This window comes from Streptomyces mayteni (assembly GCF_054783955.1).
Genome location: NZ_BAAGPR010000047.1, coordinates 38118 through 55889 on the forward strand (window position 1 = coordinate 38118; position 17772 = coordinate 55889).

The following is a 17772-nucleotide window of genomic DNA, read 5'->3' on the forward strand; positions in this document are numbered from 1 at the left end:
CTGTACGGCCGCGGTGGTCAGAGCTGTTGGGCTCCGGGGCGGTCGGTCTCGACCACGAAGGAGGCCACCGTCTCGACCGACGAGCCTGGCGTGGTGACGACGGGCACCACCCGGTAGTCGGCGCGGAGTTCGGTGTCGGTGAGGCCGACCACCGTGTAACCGCGTTGCGCGTTGTGCCACTTGAAGTGGGGGTTCACCCCGGGCGTCATCCAGTTGAAGCCGAAGGTGTCCATCGGCGTGCCGTCGCCGCCCGAGCTGATCGAGGTGCCGGCGAACTCGGTGGCGACCACGGGCGAGTCCGGGTCGTCGAAGTCGAGCTTGAGGTCGGCGACCACGCTGCGGTGGATGTCGCCGGTCAGCACGACGCAGTTGGCGACGCCGCGGTCGTGCAGGCCGGTGAGGAGCCGGTCGCGGGCCGCCGTGTAGCCGTCCCACATGTCGAGGCCGACGGTGTGGGTGTTCGGGTCGGTGTCGTGGTCGGCCTGGGCGATCAGCGTCTGGTTGGCGAGGACGTTCCACGCGGTGCCGGCGCGCCGGACGCCGTCCAGCAGCCAGCCCTCCTGCGCCGTGCCGAGCATGGTGCGGGACGGGTCGGAACGCTCGGCGTCGCAGCCGGACTTGGTGCCGTCGCCGCACACCTGGTCGTCCCGGTAGGAGCGGGTGTCGAGGACGTGCAGCTGGAGGAGGTCGGCGAAGCGCAGCCGGCGGTAGAGCTGGCAGTCCGCGCCGTCCGGCTTCTGGGGCAGCCGCAGCGGCAGGTGCTCGTAGTAGGCCTGGAAGGCGCCGGCCTTGCGGCTGCGGAAGGCGGTGACGTCGCCGTCGGGGTAGCCGTCGGAGTCGATTTGGGCGACGTCGGCGGCCCAGTTGTTCTCGACCTCGTGGTCGTCCCAGGTCAGCACCCAGGGGAACGCCTGGTGCGCGGCCTGCAGGTCGGGGTCGAGCCGGTAGAGGGCGTGCCGGTTGCGGTACTCGGCGAGGGTCAGGGTCTCGCGCTGGTAGGAGGCGTCGAGGGTGAGGCCGCGGACCCCGCCGGTGGCGCCGACGCCGTACTCGTAGATGTAGTCGCCGAGGTGGACGACGAGGTCGAGGTCCTCGGCGGCCAGGTGGCGGTAGGCGGTGTAGAAGCCCTCGTACCAGCACTGGCAGGAGGCGAAGGCGAGCTTCAGCTCGGTGGCGGTGGCCGGCGCGGTGCGGGTGCGGCCGACCGGGCTGACGGCGTCGCCCGAGGGGACCCGGAAGCGGTAGAAGTAGTCGCGTCCCGCGGCGAGTCCCGTCACCTCGACGTGCACGGAGTGGCCGAGCTCCGGCACGGCGGCGGCGGTGCCCGAGCGGACGACGCGGCCGAACGCCTCGTCCTCGGCGACCTGCCACTCGACGTCGACCGTGGCTTCCGGCATCCCGCCGCGCCCGTCCACCGCCAGTGGGTCGGGGGCGAGCCTGGTCCACAGCACGACGCCGTCCGGCGCCGGGTCGCCCGAGGCGACGCCGAGTGCGAAGGGGTCGGCGGCGAACCGGGGCGCGGCCCAGGCGGCGCGTGAGCTGAGTCCGGCGGCGTGCAGGCCGAGCGTGGCCACGCCGACGCCTGCGGCGCGGCCGAGCAGGCCGCGTCGTGTGAATCCCATGTGATCCTGCCCGTCTTGGTCAGCTGACGTACCGACGGGCGTACATTCCTGGCGGATCACCGCGTTTCCAACCAGGCGCGCCCGGACCAGGGGCAGTTTTGGCAAAATGTTCGGGTGCCGGTGCCGGTGCCGGTGCCGGTGGCGGTTCGGCCGGTCAACCGAGGCCGGTGGGCGAGGCGTCCCGCACGAGCAGCGCGAGCTGGACCCGGTTGGCGCAGTCGAGCTTGCCCAACGCCCGGCTCACATAGGTCTTGATTGACATCTCGCTCATCAGCAGCCGCCGGCCGATCTCCGCGTTGGACAGGCCCTCGGCGACCAGCCGCACCACGTCGGACTCGCGGGCGGTGAGCCGGGCGAGCAGCTCGCCGGCCTCCCGGCGGCGGCGCGCGGCCTCGGGGGCGACGCGGCCGAGGACGAGGCGGGTGACCGGTGGCGAGAGGTAGGCGTCGCCGCGGTGCGCCGCGAACACCGCGCCCACCAGCTCCTGGGGCGTGCAGTTCTTCAGCAGGAAGCCGGCGGCGCCGGCCTGGAGGGCGCGCAGCACGTTGGGCTCGGCGCCGAACGCCGTCAGCATCACGGCGCGCACGCCGGGCGCGCGGCGGCGCAGTTCCTCCAGCGCCGCGAGCCCGTCGAGCTCCGGCATGCTGATGTCGAGCAGCGCCACGTCGACCTGGTGCCGCAGGGCGGCGTCGACGGCGGCGCGCCCCTCGCCGGCCTCGGCGACGACCCGGATGCCGGGCTCCGACTCCAGGACGGCGCGCAGCGCGGCGACGATCGGCCGCTCGTCGTCGGCGAGCAGGACGCGGACCGCGGGCTCGGCACCCGGCACCTCAGCGCACCCCCACCAGCATGCCGGCGGCCGGCACGGCCAGCATCAGCGCGGCCGTCGCCGTGCCGAGGGCGAGGCTGCGGGCGACGCCGACGCGCGACGGGCCGGGCGCCGGCTCGTCGGCGGGGGCCACGGGGACCATGGCGACCAGCCGGAAGCCGTCGTCGGAACGCCGGTGGTCGAGGAAGCCGCCGGCGGCGCCGACCCGTTCGGCCAAGCCGGCGAGGCCGTGGCCGCCGGACGAGGCAGCAGGCGGCGGGCTCGGGCGCGGGCCCGCGCTCGCGCCCGCGCCCGCGCTGGCGCTCGGCGGCAGCGGGTTGGCGAGGTTGAGCAGCAGCGCGTCGGCCTCCCAGTCGAGCGCCACGGTGACCGGCCGGCCAGGGGCGTGCCGGGCCGCGTTGGTCAGCCCCTCCTCCACCACCCGGTACGCCGCCGCCCAGCCGGCCTCGGCCAGCGGGACCGGCGTGCCGTGCTCGCGGAGCGCGACCGGGCCGCCGGCGGCCCGGAACCCGGCGACCAGCCGGCGGATCCCGGCCGCCCCGGACTCCGCCGGCCTTGGCCCGCCCTCGGCGCCGCGCAACGCGCCCACGAGGTCGTGCAGCTCGGTCAGCGCGTCCCGCGCCGAGCGGGCCAGCTGCCGGGTGGTGCGCCGCTGGGCCGGCGGCAGCTCGGCCACCTCCAGTGCCGCCGCCTGCACCGAGACCAGGGAGAGCCGGTGGCCCAGCGAGTCGTGCATGTCCCTGGCGATGCGCAGCCGTTCGCGGAGCCGCTCGCGCTCGGCAAGGAACTCCCGCTCGCGCAGCAGCCGACGGTTGTGCTCGTCGAGCGCCCGCACCAGCCTGTGGTGCTGGGCCAGGTACCGGCCGAGCAGCAACGGCAGGGCGACGAAGATCAGTTGGGCGGAGACCAGCCGCGAGACGGCGGCCGGTTCCAGGGGGACGACCAGCAGCCGGACGAGCAGGGCGCCAAGCGCCGCGCCGCCCACCACCGCCGCCTCGGCGCGGCCGCGCAGCGCCCGCCCGGCGCCGAACGACGACCACACGAGCGCCGCGAAGCCGGCGCCGGTGAGGGAGGCGGCACCCTGGGCGGCGGCGAAGGCGGGCAGCGGGCGGCGCCGGCAGTACGCGACCACGGCGAGGACGACGACCGCGTGTCCGGCGAGCGCCCAGGGCGACGCCGCCCAGGTGCCGCGCAGGGTGGCGGCCAGCATCGCGGTGTCCGCCAGCGCGACGACCGTGGCGGTCAGGAGGTGCCGGGCCATGGCAGCCAGCGTAAGGCCGGGGCGCCGGCCGGCACATGTCCACTTTGGAGGACGGTTTCAGCCCCGGCCGGTCCCTAGCGTGGGCACGGTGATCGACGTACACGAGCTGAGCAGGACCTACGGGGACACGGTCGCGGTGGACCGGCTCTCCTTCACGGTGCGGCCGGGCCGGGTCACCGGCTTCCTCGGCCCCAACGGCGCGGGCAAGTCCACCACGCTCCGCATGATCCTCGGCCTGGAGCGGCCGAGCGGCGGCACGGCGCTGATCGACGGCCGCCCCTACCGGGAACTCGACCGCCCGCTGCGCCGGGTGGGCGCGCTGCTGGCGGCCGGCGACACGCACCACGGGCGGCGCGCGGCCGACCATCTGCGCTGGCTGGCGCGCGCCGGGGACATACCGGAGGCCAGGGTGGCGCGGGTCCTCGAACTGACCGGCCTGGCGTCGGTCGCGCGCCGGCGGACCGGCGGCTTCTCGCTCGGGATGGCGCAACGCCTCGGCATCGCGGCGGCCCTGCTCGGCGATCCCCGGGTGCTGTTGCTCGACGAGCCGGTCAACGGGCTCGACCCGGAGGGGGTGGTGTGGCTGCGCACCCTGCTGCGGGAGTTGGCGGCCGAGGGGCGGACGGTGCTGCTCGCCAGCCATCTGATGAGCGAGATGGCGCTGACCGCCGAGCAGCTGATCGTGATCGGACGCGGCCGGCTGCTGGCCGACGCCTCGGTGCGGGCATTCGTCGACGGCACCGTCGACAACTGCGGTGCGCGGGTGGCCGTCAGGACCCCGCACCCGGGTCGGCTGCGGGCGGCGCTGGCCGGGGAGGGGGCGCGGGTGGCGACGGGCGACGGGGCCGACGCCGGCGCGTTGCTGGTGAGCGGCCTGCCGGCCGCCCGGGTGGGCGAGGTGGCGGCGGCGGCCGGGGTCACCGTGCACGAGATCGCGGAGCGGACGGCCTCGTTGGAGGAGGCGTACTTCCGGATCACCGGCGAGGCGGACGCGGTCGCGCACCGGGGCGGTGCCCGATGAGGCGGCTGGTCGGGGCGGAGTGGCTGAAGGCGCGGACGCTGCGGTCCACGGCGTGGAGCCTGGCCGGCACGGTGGCCCTGGCGACCGGGCTCGGCGCGATGCTCGGCGCCGGCTTCCGCGACCACGAGGACCGGGACTTCGCGCCGCTGGTCGCCGGCTCGCTCGGCCTGACGCTGGCCCAGCTGTGCCTGGTGGTCTTCGCGGTGCAGGCGATCGGCGGCGAGTACGCCTCGGGGACGATCCGGGCCTCGCTGCTCGCCACGCCGCGGCGCGGCGGCTTCTACGCGGCCAAGATCGTCGCCACCGCGGTGCCGGCGGCGGCGGTGGCCGCGCTGGCGGTGGCGGGCGCGTTCCTCGGGGCGCAGGCGACGATGGGCGACCGGGGCGTGACGCCGTGGGCGCCTGGCGCCCCGCGCGCGCTGCTCGGCGGCTGGCTCTACCTCACGCTGATCGCGCTGCTCGCCCTCGGGGTGGCGACGCTGCTGCGCCGCCCGGCGGCCGCGCTCGGCACGCTGCTGCCGCTGCTCTTCCTCGGCTCGCAGGGGCTCGGGAACGTGCCGGCGGTCGGCGCGGTGTTGCAGTTCCTGCCGGACCAGGCGGGCAGCCTGATCCTCGGCACGGCCGGGCCGCCCGACGACCCGACCTTCGACCGCGCCTACGGCCCCTGGACGGGCGTCGGCATCCTGGCCGCCTGGTCGGCCGCGTCGCTCCTGGCCGGCTGGCTGGCGCTGCGCCGGCGGGACGTCTGAGCGCGGCGGAGGGCGGGAGGCGGGAGTGGGCGTGGTTCGGCGGCCGGGGCGGTGTCGCCCCGGCCGCCGAAGTCCCTCAGGGGCCGCGCTGTCGGGTCAGCCGCCCCTGGCGCGCCTGGCCAGCTTGGCCAGCGGCCCTCGGCGCCGCCTGGCGCGGGCGGTGACGCGGTCGGCCAGCCGGTCCAGGTCCTCCGTCAGCCGGGCCCTGGTCTCCTCGATCTGGCCCGCTATTCGCTCGGGTGATTTCGACGGGTTCGGTGACGAGCCCATTCCGCGTCCTCCTTCAGCGTCTGGATGGTCCGCCGTGGCGTCATCGACCGGTTCCGCAGGCCGAGCCTGCCGAGCAGGAAGAGCGCGACGCCGATCACCAGCCAGGCGCCGGCGATGATCAGCGCGGACCAGGTGTTCGCCAGCACGGCGGTCAGCGCGAACATCCCGCCGAGCGAGCCGAACACGGCCATCATGACGAGCGCGAATCCGGCGCCGCCGAACATGCCCCCGGCCCGGCCGGCGCGGCCGGCCTCCTGCCGCATCTCCGCCTTGGCCAGCTCCAGCTCCTGCTGGAACAGGGTCTGCGTGTCAGCGGCCAGATCGGCCACCAGCTCGCCCATCGAGGCCTCGTGGTCCCCGGTGACGCGCTCTGCGGTCTGTTCCCGCTGCCGCGTCCTCCGCGAGGTCAGCGACATGGCACCTCCACCTCCTCCGAGTCGGGAAGCCAGAGCCGAGTAACCCGGGGAGGCGGAACTCAAACCGGCGGTCACGCTCCCAGGGGCTCGGCGCCCTTGGCGTGGCGGCGGGCGAGGGTGCGGTAGCGGTCCGCGTTGGCCACGATCCGCTCGGTGTCCTCCTCGGTGAGCTGCCGGCGCACCTTCCCCGGCACACCGGCGACCAGGGAGCCCGGCGGCACCACGGTGCCCTCGAGCAGCACCGCGCCGGCCGCGATCAGCGAGCCCCGGCCGACCCGGACCCCGTTGAGCAGCACGGAGCCCATGCCGACCAGCACGTCGTCCTCGACGACGCAGCCGTGCACCACGGCCCGGTGGCCGACGGAGACGCCCGCGCCGAGCAGCGCGGGGAAGCCGGGGTCGGCGTGGACGACGGTGCCGTCCTGGAGGTTGGTGCCCGGGCCGATCTCGATCCGCTCGGTGTCGGCGCGGATCACCGTGCCGTACCAGACGCTGGCCTCCTCGCCGACGTGGGCGTCCCCGATGACGGTCGCGCCCGGCGCCACGAAGGCGCCGGGCGCGATGTCGGGGGCTCGGCCCTCGAGTGCGATCAGCCGGGGTCCTTCCGGGACGGGGTGGGGCGTCATGCGCGCTCCTCGGGTCGACGGGCCTGGGCGGCCCAGTCTCCCCGGGGATCACCTCCCCCGGAAGGGCGGGAAACCGCCCGGGGAACTACAGGGCGCTGCCGGCCTCCCAGTCGGCCCAGTCCATGTTCCAGCCGTTGAGCCCGTTGTCCGGGGACATCTCCACGTCCGGCGAGTTCACCACGATGATCACGTCGCCGAGCATGGACTCGTCGAAGAACCAGGCGGCGTCCGTGGAGTCGTCGCCGGCGCCCTGGACGTCGTCGAGGCCGATGCAGCCGTGGCTGGTGTTGGTGTTGCCGAAGACGCTGTCGGACGCCCAGTAGTTGCCGTGCACGAAGGTGCCCGAGGTGGAGAGCCGCATGGCGTGCGGAACGTCGGGGATGTCGTACTCGCCCTCGCCGTCGTCGTCCGTGAAGCCGACGGTGGCCCCGTTCATCCGGGTCTCCTCGTGCTTCTCGGAGATCACCATCTGGCCGTTGTAGGTCGGGGTCTCGTCGCTGCCGGCGGATATCTGGAGGGTGCGCAGCACCTCGCCGTCCCGCACGACCTGCATCTGCTTGCCCTCGGCGTCCACCGTGGAGACCTGCGAGCGGCCGACGGTGAAGCTGAAGGTGCGGTCCTGGACGCCGGTGAGGCCGTCACCGCCCTCGACGCCGTCGAAGGCCAGCGAGACGGTGACCTCGGTGTTGGCCTGCCAGTACTCCTCGGGGCGGAAGTCGAGGCGCTGCTCGTTGAACCAGTGGCCGACGACCTCCTGGCCGCTGCTCGTGGTGATCTGGACGGCGGCCTCGACGTCCGCCTGGTTGGTGATCGGCTTGTCGAGGTTCAGCGAGACCGGCATCCCGACGCCCACCGTGGAGCCGTCCTCCGGGGTGAAGTAGCCGATGAAGCTGTTCTCCGGGGAGACCGTGGTGAAGGTGCGGGCCTCGTGCGCGGCCCGGCCCTCGCTGTCGCTGGCCTGCACGTCCAGCGAGTACTGGGTGGCCCGCTCCAGCTGGATGTCGGGCACCCAGCCGGTCTGGTCGGCGGATATCGTGCCGGTGACCTCGGTGCCCGACTCGGTGGCCGTCATGGTCACCGAGTCGATCGTGCCCTCCGCGACCGAGACCTGGACGTCGTCGTTGATGCCGACGTTGTCGGCGGCGTCGTCCGGCGTGATGGTGATCTCGGCGGCCGAGGTGTTCGCATCCTCGGCGGCCTGGTCCGCGTCCTCCTGCCCCGAGCCGCCGGACTCCGACGACTCCCCGTTCGAGCCGTCATCGTCACCGCCGCCGCTGCACGCCGAGAGTGTCAGTACTCCGGTGAGCAGCGCTGCCGCCACCCCCAGGCCCTTGCGCCGCATGCCGTCCCTCATCAGTAGCTTCTCCGTCCACTGCCGCGTCTCCCAGAGAGGACACATGGAAAGTGACGTGCCACGGCGGCAGCGCGTTCCACTGTAAGTGAATCTGTGCCGTGAACCACACGTTCGAGTGACGACCCGTCGAAACCGGCCTGGAACCGGCCTGGAACCGACCGCCGGGTGGGGGGTCAGTCCTCCTCGTCCTCGTCGTCTCCGTCCCACGGCTCGTCGGGGTCGTACTCGGCCAACTCGCTGCTCCAGGAGGCCTGGGAGAGCACCACGCCCGGCACCTCGCCCACCAGGTCGAGCGGGTCGATGAGGTAGGCGACGGCCTCCGCCTCGTCCCGCGAGACGGCCTGGGCGGCCAGGTCTCGCTCCTCGCGCGGCATCAGCTCGTCGCCCTCGATCCGCGCCCAGGCGGCCCTGATCAACTCGTCCGGCTCGCTGATCTCCAGCACCAGCTCCACGCGGACGCGGACGTGGCGCGTCTCCTCGGTCATGTCATCAGTCATGTCCCGGAGAGTAAGGGTCACCGGTGAGACCTCTTCCCCACGACCCGCACCAGTGCGTAACATCGCTCATCACGCCGCCTCACCGCACAGCTCACAGCAGCACCACCATCGGAGGGCGCCATGACAGGCAAGGCAATCGGCAATCGCCGTCCCCTCGTCTACGCCGTCGTCGCCACCTGCGCCCTGTGTCTCGGCTGGCTGCTCCCCTCCGCCTACACGGAGGACGAGGAGGTCGGCGGCGCGGTGATCCCGCCGGTCGAGCAGCAGCTCGACACCCAGGACCAGTAGCGCCCGCGCCGGTGGCCGCTCAGGCCAGCGGCCCTGCCGCCGACTCGGCCGCCGCCACCAGGCCGCCGCTCCGCACGAACTCCTCGGCCGCCGCCAGGTCGGGCGCCAGACAGCGGTCCTCGCCGGCCCCCCGCACCCCGGCCGCCCGCGCCGCCGCGCCCCCGGGCCGCGCCGCCGGCCCGGGCCGCAGCCCGTGCTCGGCGAGTGGGGCCCGCAGCTCGATCGCCCGGGTCGCGGCGCACAGCTCGACGGCGATCACTCTGGTCAGCCCGTCGAGCGCGGTCCGCAGCTTGCGGGCCGCCGACCATCCCATCGAGACGTGGTCCTCCTGCATCGCCGAGGAGGGGATGGAGTCCACCGAGGCGGGCGCCGCCAGCCGCTTCAGCTCGCTGACCAGCGCGGCCTGGGTGTACTGGGCGATCATCAGCCCCGAGTCGAGCCCGGGGTCGGCGGCCAGGAAGGGCGGCAGCCCGTGCGAGCGGTTGCGGTCGAGCAGCCGGTCGGTGCGCCGCTCGGCGATGGAGGCCAGGTCGGCCACCGCGATGGCCAGGAAGTCCAGCACATAGCCGAGCGGCGCCCCGTGGAAGTTGCCGTTGGACTCCACCCGGTCGCCCACCACCACCGGGTTGTCGACGGCGGCGGCCAGCTCGCGCCCGGCGACGGCCATGGCGTGCGCCAGGGTGTCGCGGCCGGCGCCGGCCACCTGCGGGGCGCAGCGCACCGAGTAGGCGTCCTGGACCCGGGGCGCCTCGTCCTGGTGGTGGCCGGTGAGCCCGGAGCCGGCGAGCACCCGCCGCATGTTGTCGGCGCTCGCGGCCTGCCCCGGGTGCGGGCGCACGGCCTGGAGCTCGGGCGCCAGCACCCGGTCGGTGCCGAGCAGCGCCTCCAGGGTGAGCGCGGCGGTGACGTCGGCGGCGGTGAGCAGCGCGGCCAGGTCGCCGCCGGCGAGCAGCAGCATGCCGAGCATCCCGTCGGTGCCGTTCAGCAGCGCGAGACCCTCCTTCTCGCGCAGTTCGACGGGGGCGATGCCGTGCCCGGCCAGCAGCTCGGCGGCGGGCGCGAGCGCGCCGTCGGGGCCCTCGGCCTCGCCCTCGCCGAGCAGGGTGAGGGCGCAGTGCGAGAGCGGCGCCAGGTCGCCTGAGCAGCCGAGCGAGCCGTACTCGTGGACGACCGGGGTGATGCCGGCGTTGAGGACCGCGGCCATCGTGTCGGCGACCTCGGGACGCACGCCGGTGTGTCCCGAGGCGATGGTCTTCAGGCGCAGGAACATCAGGGCGCGCACCACCTCGCGCTCCACCCGCGGGCCCATGCCGGCGGCGTGCGAGCGGACGATGTTGCGCTGGAGCCTGGCCCGCAGGTCGGCGTCGATGTGCCGGACGGCGAGGGCGCCGAAGCCGGTGGAGACGCCGTAGACCGGCTCAGGGCGGGCGGCGAGGTCGTCGACGACCAGGCGGGCGGCGGCCATCGCGGCCCTGGCCTGGTCGGTGAGCTCGACGCGGGCGCCGTGCCTGGCGACGGCGACGACGTCGGCGGGGGTGGTGCCCGAGGTGGACAGCGCGACCGGCGCGGCGGCGTCGTGTCCTGCGGCGGGCCCGGCGTTGTGCATATTCATATTCAGTAAGCCTAGGCAGTGAATCGATTGTCGTCATCGGGCGGGGCGGCTCCTGGCCGGCCGACGTCGGACGACGCCCCGCCCCTCGGCCCCGCCCCGCCCCGCGGCCGCGGCTCGCCCACCGGCCTGGCCTCGCCCACCTGCCTGGCCCGGAACGCCCGGCGCTCCGGCCCCTCGGGCACCGGCACGTCCGCCAGCGCCACCACCACGTCGCGCGCCCCGCCGCGCCCCGCCACCACCGGCACCGGCGAGCGCGCCGCCTTCGCCCGGTACTGCGCCGCGTCGGCCAGCCGGAACAGCCGCCGCGCCGACCGCAGCGGCCCGATGTCCTCCTCGGTGGTGGCGATCCCGCAGGCCACCCCCTCCCCCAGCTCGAGATCGGCCGCCCGCCGGCACACCTCGCCGGCCGCCCGCTCCACCGCCTCGGCCCCCACCCCCACCGCCAGCAGGCAGAACTCGTCCCCGCCGAGCCTGGCGGCCAGCGCGCCGGGCAGCGCCGCGCCGCACCGCGAGAGCACCGAGCCGAACCGTTCGAGCAGCCGGTCCCCCACCGCGTGCCCGAAGGTGTCGTTGACCTTCTTCAGGCCGTTCACGTCGCAGACCACCAGGCTCACCACCTCCCCGGTGGCGCGGTGCCGCTCCAGCGCCTCGTCCAGGCGTATCTCCACCGCCCTGCGGTTGGCGAGCCCGGTCAGCGGGTCGGTGAACGCCAGCCGCCGCGCCTCCGCGAGCCGCTCGTACTGGACGAGGCCGGCCGCGATCACCGAGGCGAGCACCGAGGCGAAGTCCGCGTCGTCCCGGTCGAAGACCGCCGCGCCCCTGGCCCGCGCCACGTACAGCTCCCCCCAGGCCCGCCCGTGCAGCACGATCGGCGCCACCACGCAGCTGCCGCGCCCCCGCCGGCGCAGCACCGCCACCCGCCGGCTGCCGCGCGGCCCGTCCGCCGTCTCCACCCAGGCCCGCGGCTCGGCGCCCCGCGTCCAGCGCTCGTGCAGGAACTCCGTGATCTCCGGGAAGTCGTGCACCGGATACGACTCGTCCGCCGGGAACGCCTCCTCGCCGGGCGCCAGCTCCCCCGCGTTGACGAGCACCCGCAGCCGGCCGCGCTCCCGCTCCCACGCCGAAAGCGCGGCGAAGTCGCCGCCCAGTGCCCGCCGCGCCCCCTCGGCGGCGGCGTCCGCGACCTCCGGCAGCGCCTGGGCCGCGGCCATCCGCTGCGCGAGCTCCACCACGGCCCGCAGCCGGCTCTCCTCACCCATACGCCCAGGCTATGGGCGTTCCGGGCGCTTTGGGTCGTTACGCTAGCCCTTCACTCGCCTGGCCAGTCCGGGGTGCGCTTCTCGTTGAACGCCGCCACCCCCTCCTTGCGGTCGAGCGAGAACGCCACGGTGCGCCACGCCGCGTCCTCCACCTCGAGCCCCGAGCGCAGGTCGAGCCCTGACCCGGTGCGCAGCGCGCGCTTGGCCGCCCGCAGCCCGACCGGCGAGTTGGCGGCGATGGTGCGGGCCAGTGCCAGCGCCTCCGCGCCGGCCCGGCCGTCCTCGGTCAGCACGTCGACGAGGCCGAGCTCCCGCGCCTCGGCCGCCGCCACCCGGCGCCCGGTGAAGATCAGCTCCGCCGCCCTGGCCGCGCCCACCCGGCGCGGCAGCAGCTGGGTGCCGCCGCCGCCGGGGATCACCCCGACGGTCACCTCGGGCAGGCCCACCACCGCCGTCGGGTCGGCCACGATCAGGTCGCAGGAGAGCGCGAGTTCGAAGCCGCCGCCGAGCGCGAAGCCGCGCACCGCCGCGACGACCGGCACGGGCAGGTCGAGCACCGCGGTGAACGCGGCCCGCAGCACCGTCCGGTGCCGGCCGAACTCCGCGTCCGACAGGCCGTTGCGCTCCTTGAGGTCGGCCCCGACGCAGAACGCCCGGTCGTGGCTGGACGCCAACACCACGGCCCGCACCCGCCGATCGGCCGACAGATCGGCGCAGGCGGCGGTGAGCCGCCACGCCAGCTCGGTCGAGAGCGCGTTCATCGCCGCCACCCGGTCGAGCGTCAACTCCGCGACGTGCGCCGCCTCGTCGATCCGCACCGACACCCACTCGCCGTACCGCTGGGTCACCGCTCCATCGCTTCCATCGCTCATGGCCGGCATTATCCGGCCAGGTGGCCCGCCGGGCACGTGCCTCATTCACGCCGTCCGACCCGCCGGCCACTCGACGCGCCCCGCCGCCCGTGGCATGTTCGAGCGCGAAGGGCTACGTGGCGGCGGGGGTGGTGCCATGTCGGTGACCGAGTTCAGCACGGAGATCGTGGCGCCGCGGGACCGGTTCGCGCTGTTCGCACAGGCGGCCCACCGGTCGCACGTGGTGAGCCGGCTGAACAGCGACCACCGGCACGACTTCGCGGCCGGGATGCGGCTGCTGAGCCTCGGCGAGCTCCAGCTGTCCGCGCTGACGTTCCCCCAGCTCGACGTCCTGAGGACGCCCCCGCTGATCCGCCGCTCCGACCCCGAGGTCTTCATGGTGAACTGCGTCGTCGACGGTTCGGGGAGCGTGGGCGTCGTCAAACGCGACACGGGCTTCGGGGTGGGCGACATCCTGTTGCTGGACAGCAGCCGGCCCTACGACGGGCGGTTCCGGCCGGGCGCCGACGGGTGCGGGCAGTTGGTCGCGCAGTTCCCGCACCGGATGCTCCCGCTGCCGGAGAAGGCCCTACGGCGTCTGCTCGCCGTGCCGCTCTCCGGGCAGCGCGGCCTGGGCGGCGTCCTCCGCCGCTGGATGACCGATCTGCACGCCAGGGCCGACGAGTTCACGCCGGCCGACCTGCCCGCCCTGGCCTCCGTCACCATGGACCTGCTCGCCGCGCTGTTCGGTCAGGCCCTGGACTCCGAGGAGGCACTGCCGCCCGACTCCCGGCGAAGGGCACTGCGGCGCCGCGTCCGGGACTACGTCGGCCGGCACCTCGCCGACCCCACGCTGTCCCCGAGGACGATCGCCGCCGCCCACCACGTCTCGGTGCGGCATCTGCACCAGCTGTTCGAGGAGGACGGCACGACGCCCGCGGCCTGGATCCGGTCCCTGCGGCTGGAACGCTGCCGCCGCGATCTGACCGACCCCACGCTGGACGCCCGCCCGGTGGCCGGCATCGGGCTCCGCTGGGGTTTCACCGACCCGGCGCACTTCAGCCGCGTCTTCCGGGCCGCGTACGGCATGCCGCCCGGCGCCTACCGCCGCGAGGCGCGAGGGACCGGCCGGCTCGCGCGGGAGCGGACGGGCGGGGAAGCCGGGCGGGAACAGCCCGGCTAGCCGGCCGAATCGCCGCGGCGGCTCAGGAGCCAGGGTTCGATGATGCCGAGGCCGCGCACCGGGCGCTGGTAGAGGGGTTGGAGGGCGAAGCGGTAGCCGGCGGACCGGCCGTCGGCCGTGTCGGCCGCCTTCTCCGACTGCGGGGCGAGGCCGGCGCCTGTCAGTTCCTCGCGCATCACGCCGTCCACCAGCACCATGTCCTTGGGCGCTATCGACGTCAGCCGGCTCGCCAGGTTCACCGTGTTGCCGAAGACGTCGCCCATCCGGGTCGTCACGGTGCCGAACGCGATGCCCACCCGCAGCTCGGGCATCATCGGGTCGTCGCCCAGGGTCTCCACGAGGCGGAGCCCGATGTCGGCCGCCAGGCCCGGGTCGTCGGCGGCGAACAGCACCTCGTCGCCGAGCGTCTTGATCAGCCGCCCGCCCTCGGCCGCGATCTGGTCGGCCGCCGTGGTCTCGAACGCCTCGACCAGCTCGCCGAGCTGCTCCTCCTCGAGCCGCCTGGTCAGCCGGGTGAAGCCCACCAGGTCGGCGAAGCCGATCGCCAGCCTGCGGTCCACCATCTCGGCGTCGTCCTGGGCCTGCACCACCCGGCCGGTGGCGGCCGCCAACTGCCGCCGCCACACGTAGACCAGGAACTCCTGGAGCTCCGGCAGCAACAGCTCGACCAGCGGGTACGCGACCTCGCTCCTGGTCATGCCGGGCTCCGGCGGCTCGGTGAGGCCCTCCAGGAACGAGTCGATCTGCCAGTCCGCGAGCCGGGCCGTGGTCTGCCCGGTCGACCTGGCCACCTGGACCGCCATCGACTCGCTGAGCAGCCCGGCCTCCACCAGACCCGCGAGGCGGCGCAGCGCCAGCACGTCAGCCTCGGTGAGTGCCCGCGCCTGGCCGACGTCGGGGAAGCCCATCGCCCGCCAGAACCTGGACGCGAGATCGAGCGGCACACCGGCCGCCCTGGCGGCCTGGAACGGGGTGTACTGCCGCTCGGCGCCGATGATCAGTGCCTCCACCCGCAGCGCGACGCTGTTCTCCTCGTCCTCCGCCGGGTCGCCGCCGGCGTCGGTGGGCTCGGGCCTTCCTGGATCAGACTCGGACACGGTGACCGCCCTCGCCCGCACCGCGCCGATCGAGCCCTTCGCGCGTTCTCACGGCCCCAACCCTACGGCAGGTGTGCCCTATGTCACGTCGCACGGAGGTGGATGATGTCCGCGGCCGCCACCGGCTGGCGAGTTCCGGCCGACTCGATGACCAGCCGCCCGTCGCCGTCCACCGCCACCGCCGCGCCGCGCAGCTCGCCGCCGCCCGGGAGTTCGGCCCGCACCTGCCGGCCGAGCGTGGCGCAGCCGGCCGCGTAGGCGGCGTCGAGACCGCAGCCCGCCGCGTCGCCGCCCGCCTCGGCCCAGCGCCGGTACCAGTCGGCCAACGAGCGGAGCACCGCCCGCAGCAGCGGATCCCGGTCCGTGGTGATCGCGTTCGCCAACCGCAGGGAACCGGCGGTCGGCACCGGCAGCTCGTCGGCGCGCAGCGAGACGTTGAGGCCGATGCCGAGCACCACCGTCCCGCCGTCGCCTGCCACCCGCTCGGCCAGGATCCCGCCCAACTTCCGGTCCTCGCCGTCCACCGGGACCAGCAGGTCGTTGGGCCACTTGAGCGCCATGTCCACGCCGCCGACCCGGGACAGCGCCGTCGCCGCGGCCACCCCGGCGAGCAGCGGCAGCCACGTCAGCCGGTCCGCCGGGACGCCGTCCCGCTCCGGGTCGAGCAGCACCGAGAAGAAGAGGCCGGAACGTGCCGGTGCGGTCCAGTCGCGGCCCAGCCGGCCCCGGCCGCGCGTCTGTTCCTCGGCGATCAGCACGGTGCCGGGCGCGGCCCGGCCGGCGCGCGCCGCCTCGGCGAGGTCGGCGTTGGTCGAGCCGGTGTTCTCGACCACGTCGACCCTGGTCCACAGGCCGTCCGGCCAGATCAGGGCGGTGCGCAGCGGCGAGACGCGCAACGGCGGCCGGTCCAGGTCGGACCAGCGGCTCTCCTGGGGAGTCATGCGGACAATCTATGCGGCCCGTCCGGGGGAGCGTCGGACGGGCGGCGGCGACTCGGCGCGGGTGTGGCGGACGCCGCACGGGCCGATCCTCCCGGCCGCCGTTACCCTACGGAGCGGTAGCTGTTCGGTAGCCGCCCGAGGACGAGGAGCCAGACCCGTGCCCGAGGACATCCACACCACCGCGGGGAAGATCGCCGACCTCAGGCGGCGGAACGCGGAGGCCGTCAACGCCGGCTCGGCGCGCGCCGTGGAGAAGCAGCACGCCAAGGGAAAGCTGACGGCCAGGGAACGGATCGAACTGCTCCTCGACGAGGGGTCGTTCACTGAGCTGGACGAGTTCGCCAGGCACCGCTCGACCAACTTCGGCATCGAGCACAACCGCCCCTACGGCGACGGCGTCGTCACCGGCTTCGGCACCGTCGACGGCCGCCCGGTCTGCGTCTACTCGCAGGACTTCACCGTCTTCGGCGGCTCGCTCGGCGAGGTCTACGGCGAGAAGATCGTCAAGGTGATGGACTTCGCGCTGCGCACCGGCTGCCCGATCGTCGGCATCAACGACGGGGGCGGCGCGCGGATCCAGGAGGGCGTGGTGGCGCTCGGCCTCTTCGCGGAGATCTTCCGCCGCAACGTGCACGCCTCGGGCGTCGTGCCGCAGATCTCGCTGATCGTCGGCCCCTGCGCGGGCGGCGCCGTCTACTCGCCGGCGATCACCGACTTCACGGTGATGGTCGACAAGACCTCGCACATGTTCATCACCGGGCCGGACGTGATCAGGACCGTCACCGGCGAGGACGTCGGCTTCGAGGACCTGGGCGGGGCGCGCACCCACAACACGCGCTCCGGGGTCGCGCACCACATGGCCGGGGACGAGAAGGACGCCATCGAGTACGTCAAGTCGCTCCTCTCCTATCTGCCGTCCAACAACCTCTCCGAGCCGCCCGCCTACGAACAGCGGCTCGGCGACGAGGAGTTGGCGACCACCGACGAGGACCGCGAGCTGGACGCGCTGATCCCGGACTCCGACAACCAGCCCTACGACATGCACCTGGCGATCGAACACGTCCTGGACGACGGGGAGTTCCTGGAGACCCAGGCGCTGTTCGCGCCCAACATCATCACCGGCTTCGGCCGGGTGGAGGGCGCCCCGGTCGGCGTGGTCGCCAACCAGCCGCTCCAGTACGCCGGTTGCCTCGACATCAACGCCTCGGAGAAGGCCGCCCGCTTCGTCCGCACCTGCGACGCGTTCAACCTGCCGGTGCTGACCTTCGTCGACGTGCCCGGCTTCCTGCCCGGCACCGACCAGGAGTACAACGGCATCATCCGGCGCGGCGCCAAGCTGATCTACGCCTACGCCGAGGCCACCGTGCCGCTGGTCACCGTGATCACCCGCAAGGCGTTCGGCGGCGCCTACGACGTGATGGGCTCCAAGCACCTCGGCGCGGACCTCAACCTCGCCTGGCCGACCGCCCAGATCGCCGTGATGGGCGCCCAGGGCGCGGTCAACATCCTGCACCGGCGCACGCTCGCCGCGCTGGAGTCCGAGGAGGAGCGGGAGTCCACCAGGGCCCGGCTGACCGCGGAGTACGAGGCGGCGCTGCTCAACCCGTACGCGGCCGCCGAGCGCGGCTACGTCGACGCGGTGATCGAGCCGTCCGAGACCCGCGGGCACGTGATCCGCGGGCTGCGCGCGCTGCGCACGAAGCGGGACCGGCTGCCGCCGAAGAAGCACGGCAACATCCCGCTGTGAGAGGTGAGTTCATGAACGAGACACCGCCGGAACGGATCAGGGTGGTGCGGGGCAACCCCACGCCTGAGGAGCTGGCCGCCGCGGTGGCGGTGGTGCTGGCGCGGGCGGCGGCGGAGGCCGCCGCCGAGGCTGCCGCCGCGGCCGACGAA

At 74.5% G+C, this 17772-nt stretch carries 19 protein-coding genes; 6 read left to right on the plus strand and 13 right to left on the minus strand.

The genetic code is table 11. The features are described 5' to 3' along the window. Window positions 1-17 precede the first annotated feature (17 nt). The 3 genes from ACYVPE_RS20980 to ACYVPE_RS20990 all read right to left on the minus strand — a co-directional run bounded on the left by ACYVPE_RS20980 (window position 18) and on the right by ACYVPE_RS20990 (window position 3712). On the minus strand, window positions 18-1622 hold the full coding sequence (locus tag ACYVPE_RS20980; protein ID WP_461035195.1) for an alkaline phosphatase D family protein: 1605 nt from the start codon (window positions 1620-1622) through the stop codon (window positions 18-20). A gap of 154 nt (window positions 1623-1776) precedes the next feature. Next, window positions 1777-2451 (minus strand): response regulator transcription factor, encoded by a 675-nt coding sequence (locus ACYVPE_RS20985; RefSeq protein ID WP_461035196.1) that lies wholly within the window; start codon window positions 2449-2451, stop codon window positions 1777-1779. 1 nt (window position 2452) lies between these two features. Then, entirely contained in the window at window positions 2453-3712 is a 1260-nt protein-coding gene (locus ACYVPE_RS20990) for a sensor histidine kinase (protein ID WP_461035197.1), read from the minus strand. 88 nt (window positions 3713-3800) lie between these two features. Here ACYVPE_RS20990 and ACYVPE_RS20995 point away from each other — a divergent pair, with 88 nt between their 5' ends. Both ACYVPE_RS20995 and ACYVPE_RS21000 read left to right on the plus strand, forming a co-directional pair. Then, window positions 3801-4733 (plus strand): ABC transporter ATP-binding protein, encoded by a 933-nt coding sequence (locus tag ACYVPE_RS20995; protein ID WP_461035198.1) that lies wholly within the window; start codon window positions 3801-3803, stop codon window positions 4731-4733. Continuing rightward, window positions 4730-5482 carry an ABC transporter permease subunit gene (locus ACYVPE_RS21000; RefSeq protein ID WP_461035199.1) on the plus strand — a complete coding sequence of 251 codons (753 nt, stop codon included), beginning with the start codon at window positions 4730-4732 and terminating at the stop codon, window positions 5480-5482. Before ACYVPE_RS20995 ends, ACYVPE_RS21000 begins: the two co-directional genes overlap by 4 nt. Before the next feature lie 96 nt (window positions 5483-5578). Here ACYVPE_RS21000 and ACYVPE_RS21005 read toward each other — a convergent pair whose 3' ends face one another. From ACYVPE_RS21005 to ACYVPE_RS21025, 5 genes are all read right to left on the minus strand, one after another. After that, window positions 5579-5752, minus strand: a complete 174-nt coding sequence (locus ACYVPE_RS21005; protein ID WP_461035200.1) for a DUF3618 domain-containing protein — start codon at window positions 5750-5752, stop codon at window positions 5579-5581. After that, entirely contained in the window at window positions 5710-6168 is a 459-nt protein-coding gene (locus ACYVPE_RS21010) for a phage holin family protein (protein ID WP_461035201.1), read from the minus strand. Before ACYVPE_RS21010 ends, ACYVPE_RS21005 begins: the two co-directional genes overlap by 43 nt. 71 nt (window positions 6169-6239) lie before the next feature. Then, on the minus strand, window positions 6240-6794 hold the full coding sequence (locus ACYVPE_RS21015; protein ID WP_461035202.1) for a gamma carbonic anhydrase family protein: 555 nt from the start codon (window positions 6792-6794) through the stop codon (window positions 6240-6242). Window positions 6795-6879: 85 nt separating this feature from the next. Continuing rightward, entirely contained in the window at window positions 6880-8148 is a 1269-nt protein-coding gene (locus ACYVPE_RS21020) for a L,D-transpeptidase (protein WP_461035203.1), read from the minus strand. Between the two features lie 173 nt (window positions 8149-8321). Beyond that, the gene (locus ACYVPE_RS21025; protein WP_461035204.1) at window positions 8322-8645 is read right to left on the minus strand and encodes a hypothetical protein; all 324 of its coding nucleotides are present in this window, start codon (window positions 8643-8645) and stop codon (window positions 8322-8324) included. A gap of 120 nt (window positions 8646-8765) precedes the next feature. Here ACYVPE_RS21025 and ACYVPE_RS21030 point away from each other — a divergent pair, with 120 nt between their 5' ends. Beyond that, window positions 8766-8933, plus strand: a complete 168-nt coding sequence (locus ACYVPE_RS21030) for a hypothetical protein (protein ID WP_461035205.1) — start codon at window positions 8766-8768, stop codon at window positions 8931-8933. A gap of 19 nt (window positions 8934-8952) precedes the next feature. Here the strand turns inward: ACYVPE_RS21030 and hutH are convergent, their stop codons facing one another. Genes hutH through ACYVPE_RS21045 form a run of 3 tightly spaced genes read right to left on the minus strand, consistent with a single transcriptional unit; the run spans window position 8953 to window position 12676 of the window. Continuing rightward, a complete protein-coding gene (gene hutH / locus ACYVPE_RS21035) occupies window positions 8953-10539 on the minus strand; it encodes a histidine ammonia-lyase (RefSeq protein WP_461035213.1) in 1587 nt (528 codons plus the stop codon). Window positions 10540-10556: 17 nt separating this feature from the next. Then, window positions 10557-11804 carry a GGDEF domain-containing protein gene (locus ACYVPE_RS21040; protein WP_461035206.1) on the minus strand — a complete coding sequence of 416 codons (1248 nt, stop codon included), beginning with the start codon at window positions 11802-11804 and terminating at the stop codon, window positions 10557-10559. A 50-nt stretch (window positions 11805-11854) separates the two neighbouring features. After that, complete coding sequence (locus tag ACYVPE_RS21045; protein ID WP_461035207.1) at window positions 11855-12676, minus strand: enoyl-CoA hydratase/isomerase family protein; 822 nt, start codon at window positions 12674-12676, stop codon at window positions 11855-11857. A 136-nt stretch (window positions 12677-12812) separates the two neighbouring features. Between ACYVPE_RS21045 and ACYVPE_RS21050 the strand changes: the two genes are divergently transcribed. Beyond that, window positions 12813-13838, plus strand: coding sequence for a helix-turn-helix domain-containing protein (locus ACYVPE_RS21050; RefSeq protein ID WP_461035208.1), 1026 nt, complete (start codon window positions 12813-12815; stop codon window positions 13836-13838). On the opposite strand, the gene ACYVPE_RS21055 is transcribed toward ACYVPE_RS21050, so the two are convergent. Beyond that, the gene (locus ACYVPE_RS21055; RefSeq protein WP_461035214.1) at window positions 13835-14854 is read right to left on the minus strand and encodes an adenylate/guanylate cyclase domain-containing protein; all 1020 of its coding nucleotides are present in this window, start codon (window positions 14852-14854) and stop codon (window positions 13835-13837) included. The genes ACYVPE_RS21050 and ACYVPE_RS21055 overlap by 4 nt on opposite strands. 164 nt (window positions 14855-15018) lie before the next feature. Next, window positions 15019-15876 (minus strand): biotin--[acetyl-CoA-carboxylase] ligase, encoded by an 858-nt coding sequence (locus tag ACYVPE_RS21060; protein ID WP_461035209.1) that lies wholly within the window; start codon window positions 15874-15876, stop codon window positions 15019-15021. Between the two features lie 157 nt (window positions 15877-16033). Between ACYVPE_RS21060 and ACYVPE_RS21065 the strand changes: the two genes are divergently transcribed. Beyond that, complete coding sequence (locus ACYVPE_RS21065; RefSeq protein WP_461035210.1) at window positions 16034-17623, plus strand: acyl-CoA carboxylase subunit beta; 1590 nt, start codon at window positions 16034-16036, stop codon at window positions 17621-17623. Between the two features lie 11 nt (window positions 17624-17634). After that, window positions 17635-17772, plus strand: a 138-nt coding sequence (locus tag ACYVPE_RS21070) for an acyl-CoA carboxylase epsilon subunit (RefSeq protein WP_461035215.1), incomplete at its 3' end; no start/stop codon positions are given.

Coding starts and splice junctions, on each gene's coding strand:
- ACYVPE_RS20980 (WP_461035195.1), bottom strand. CDS start 1,622: ATGGGATTCACACGACGCGGCCTGCTCGGCCGCGCCGCAGGCGTCGGC.
- ACYVPE_RS20990 (WP_461035197.1), bottom strand. CDS start 3,712: ATGGCCCGGCACCTCCTGACCGCCACGGTCGTCGCGCTGGCGGACACC.
- ACYVPE_RS21000 (WP_461035199.1), top strand. CDS start 4,730: ATGAGGCGGCTGGTCGGGGCGGAGTGGCTGAAGGCGCGGACGCTGCGG.
- ACYVPE_RS21005 (WP_461035200.1), bottom strand. CDS start 5,752: ATGGGCTCGTCACCGAACCCGTCGAAATCACCCGAGCGAATAGCGGGC.
- ACYVPE_RS21010 (WP_461035201.1), bottom strand. CDS start 6,168: ATGTCGCTGACCTCGCGGAGGACGCGGCAGCGGGAACAGACCGCAGAG.
- ACYVPE_RS21015 (WP_461035202.1), bottom strand. CDS start 6,794: ATGACGCCCCACCCCGTCCCGGAAGGACCCCGGCTGATCGCACTCGAG.
- ACYVPE_RS21020 (WP_461035203.1), bottom strand. CDS start 8,148: ATGAGGGACGGCATGCGGCGCAAGGGCCTGGGGGTGGCGGCAGCGCTG.
- ACYVPE_RS21025 (WP_461035204.1), bottom strand. CDS start 8,645: ATGACTGATGACATGACCGAGGAGACGCGCCACGTCCGCGTCCGCGTG.
- ACYVPE_RS21030 (WP_461035205.1), top strand. CDS start 8,766: ATGACAGGCAAGGCAATCGGCAATCGCCGTCCCCTCGTCTACGCCGTC.
- hutH (WP_461035213.1), bottom strand. CDS start 10,539: ATGCACAACGCCGGGCCCGCCGCAGGACACGACGCCGCCGCGCCGGTC.
- ACYVPE_RS21040 (WP_461035206.1), bottom strand. CDS start 11,804: ATGGGTGAGGAGAGCCGGCTGCGGGCCGTGGTGGAGCTCGCGCAGCGG.
- ACYVPE_RS21045 (WP_461035207.1), bottom strand. CDS start 12,676: ATGAGCGATGGAAGCGATGGAGCGGTGACCCAGCGGTACGGCGAGTGG.
- ACYVPE_RS21050 (WP_461035208.1), top strand. CDS start 12,813: ATGTCGGTGACCGAGTTCAGCACGGAGATCGTGGCGCCGCGGGACCGG.
- ACYVPE_RS21060 (WP_461035209.1), bottom strand. CDS start 15,876: ATGACTCCCCAGGAGAGCCGCTGGTCCGACCTGGACCGGCCGCCGTTG.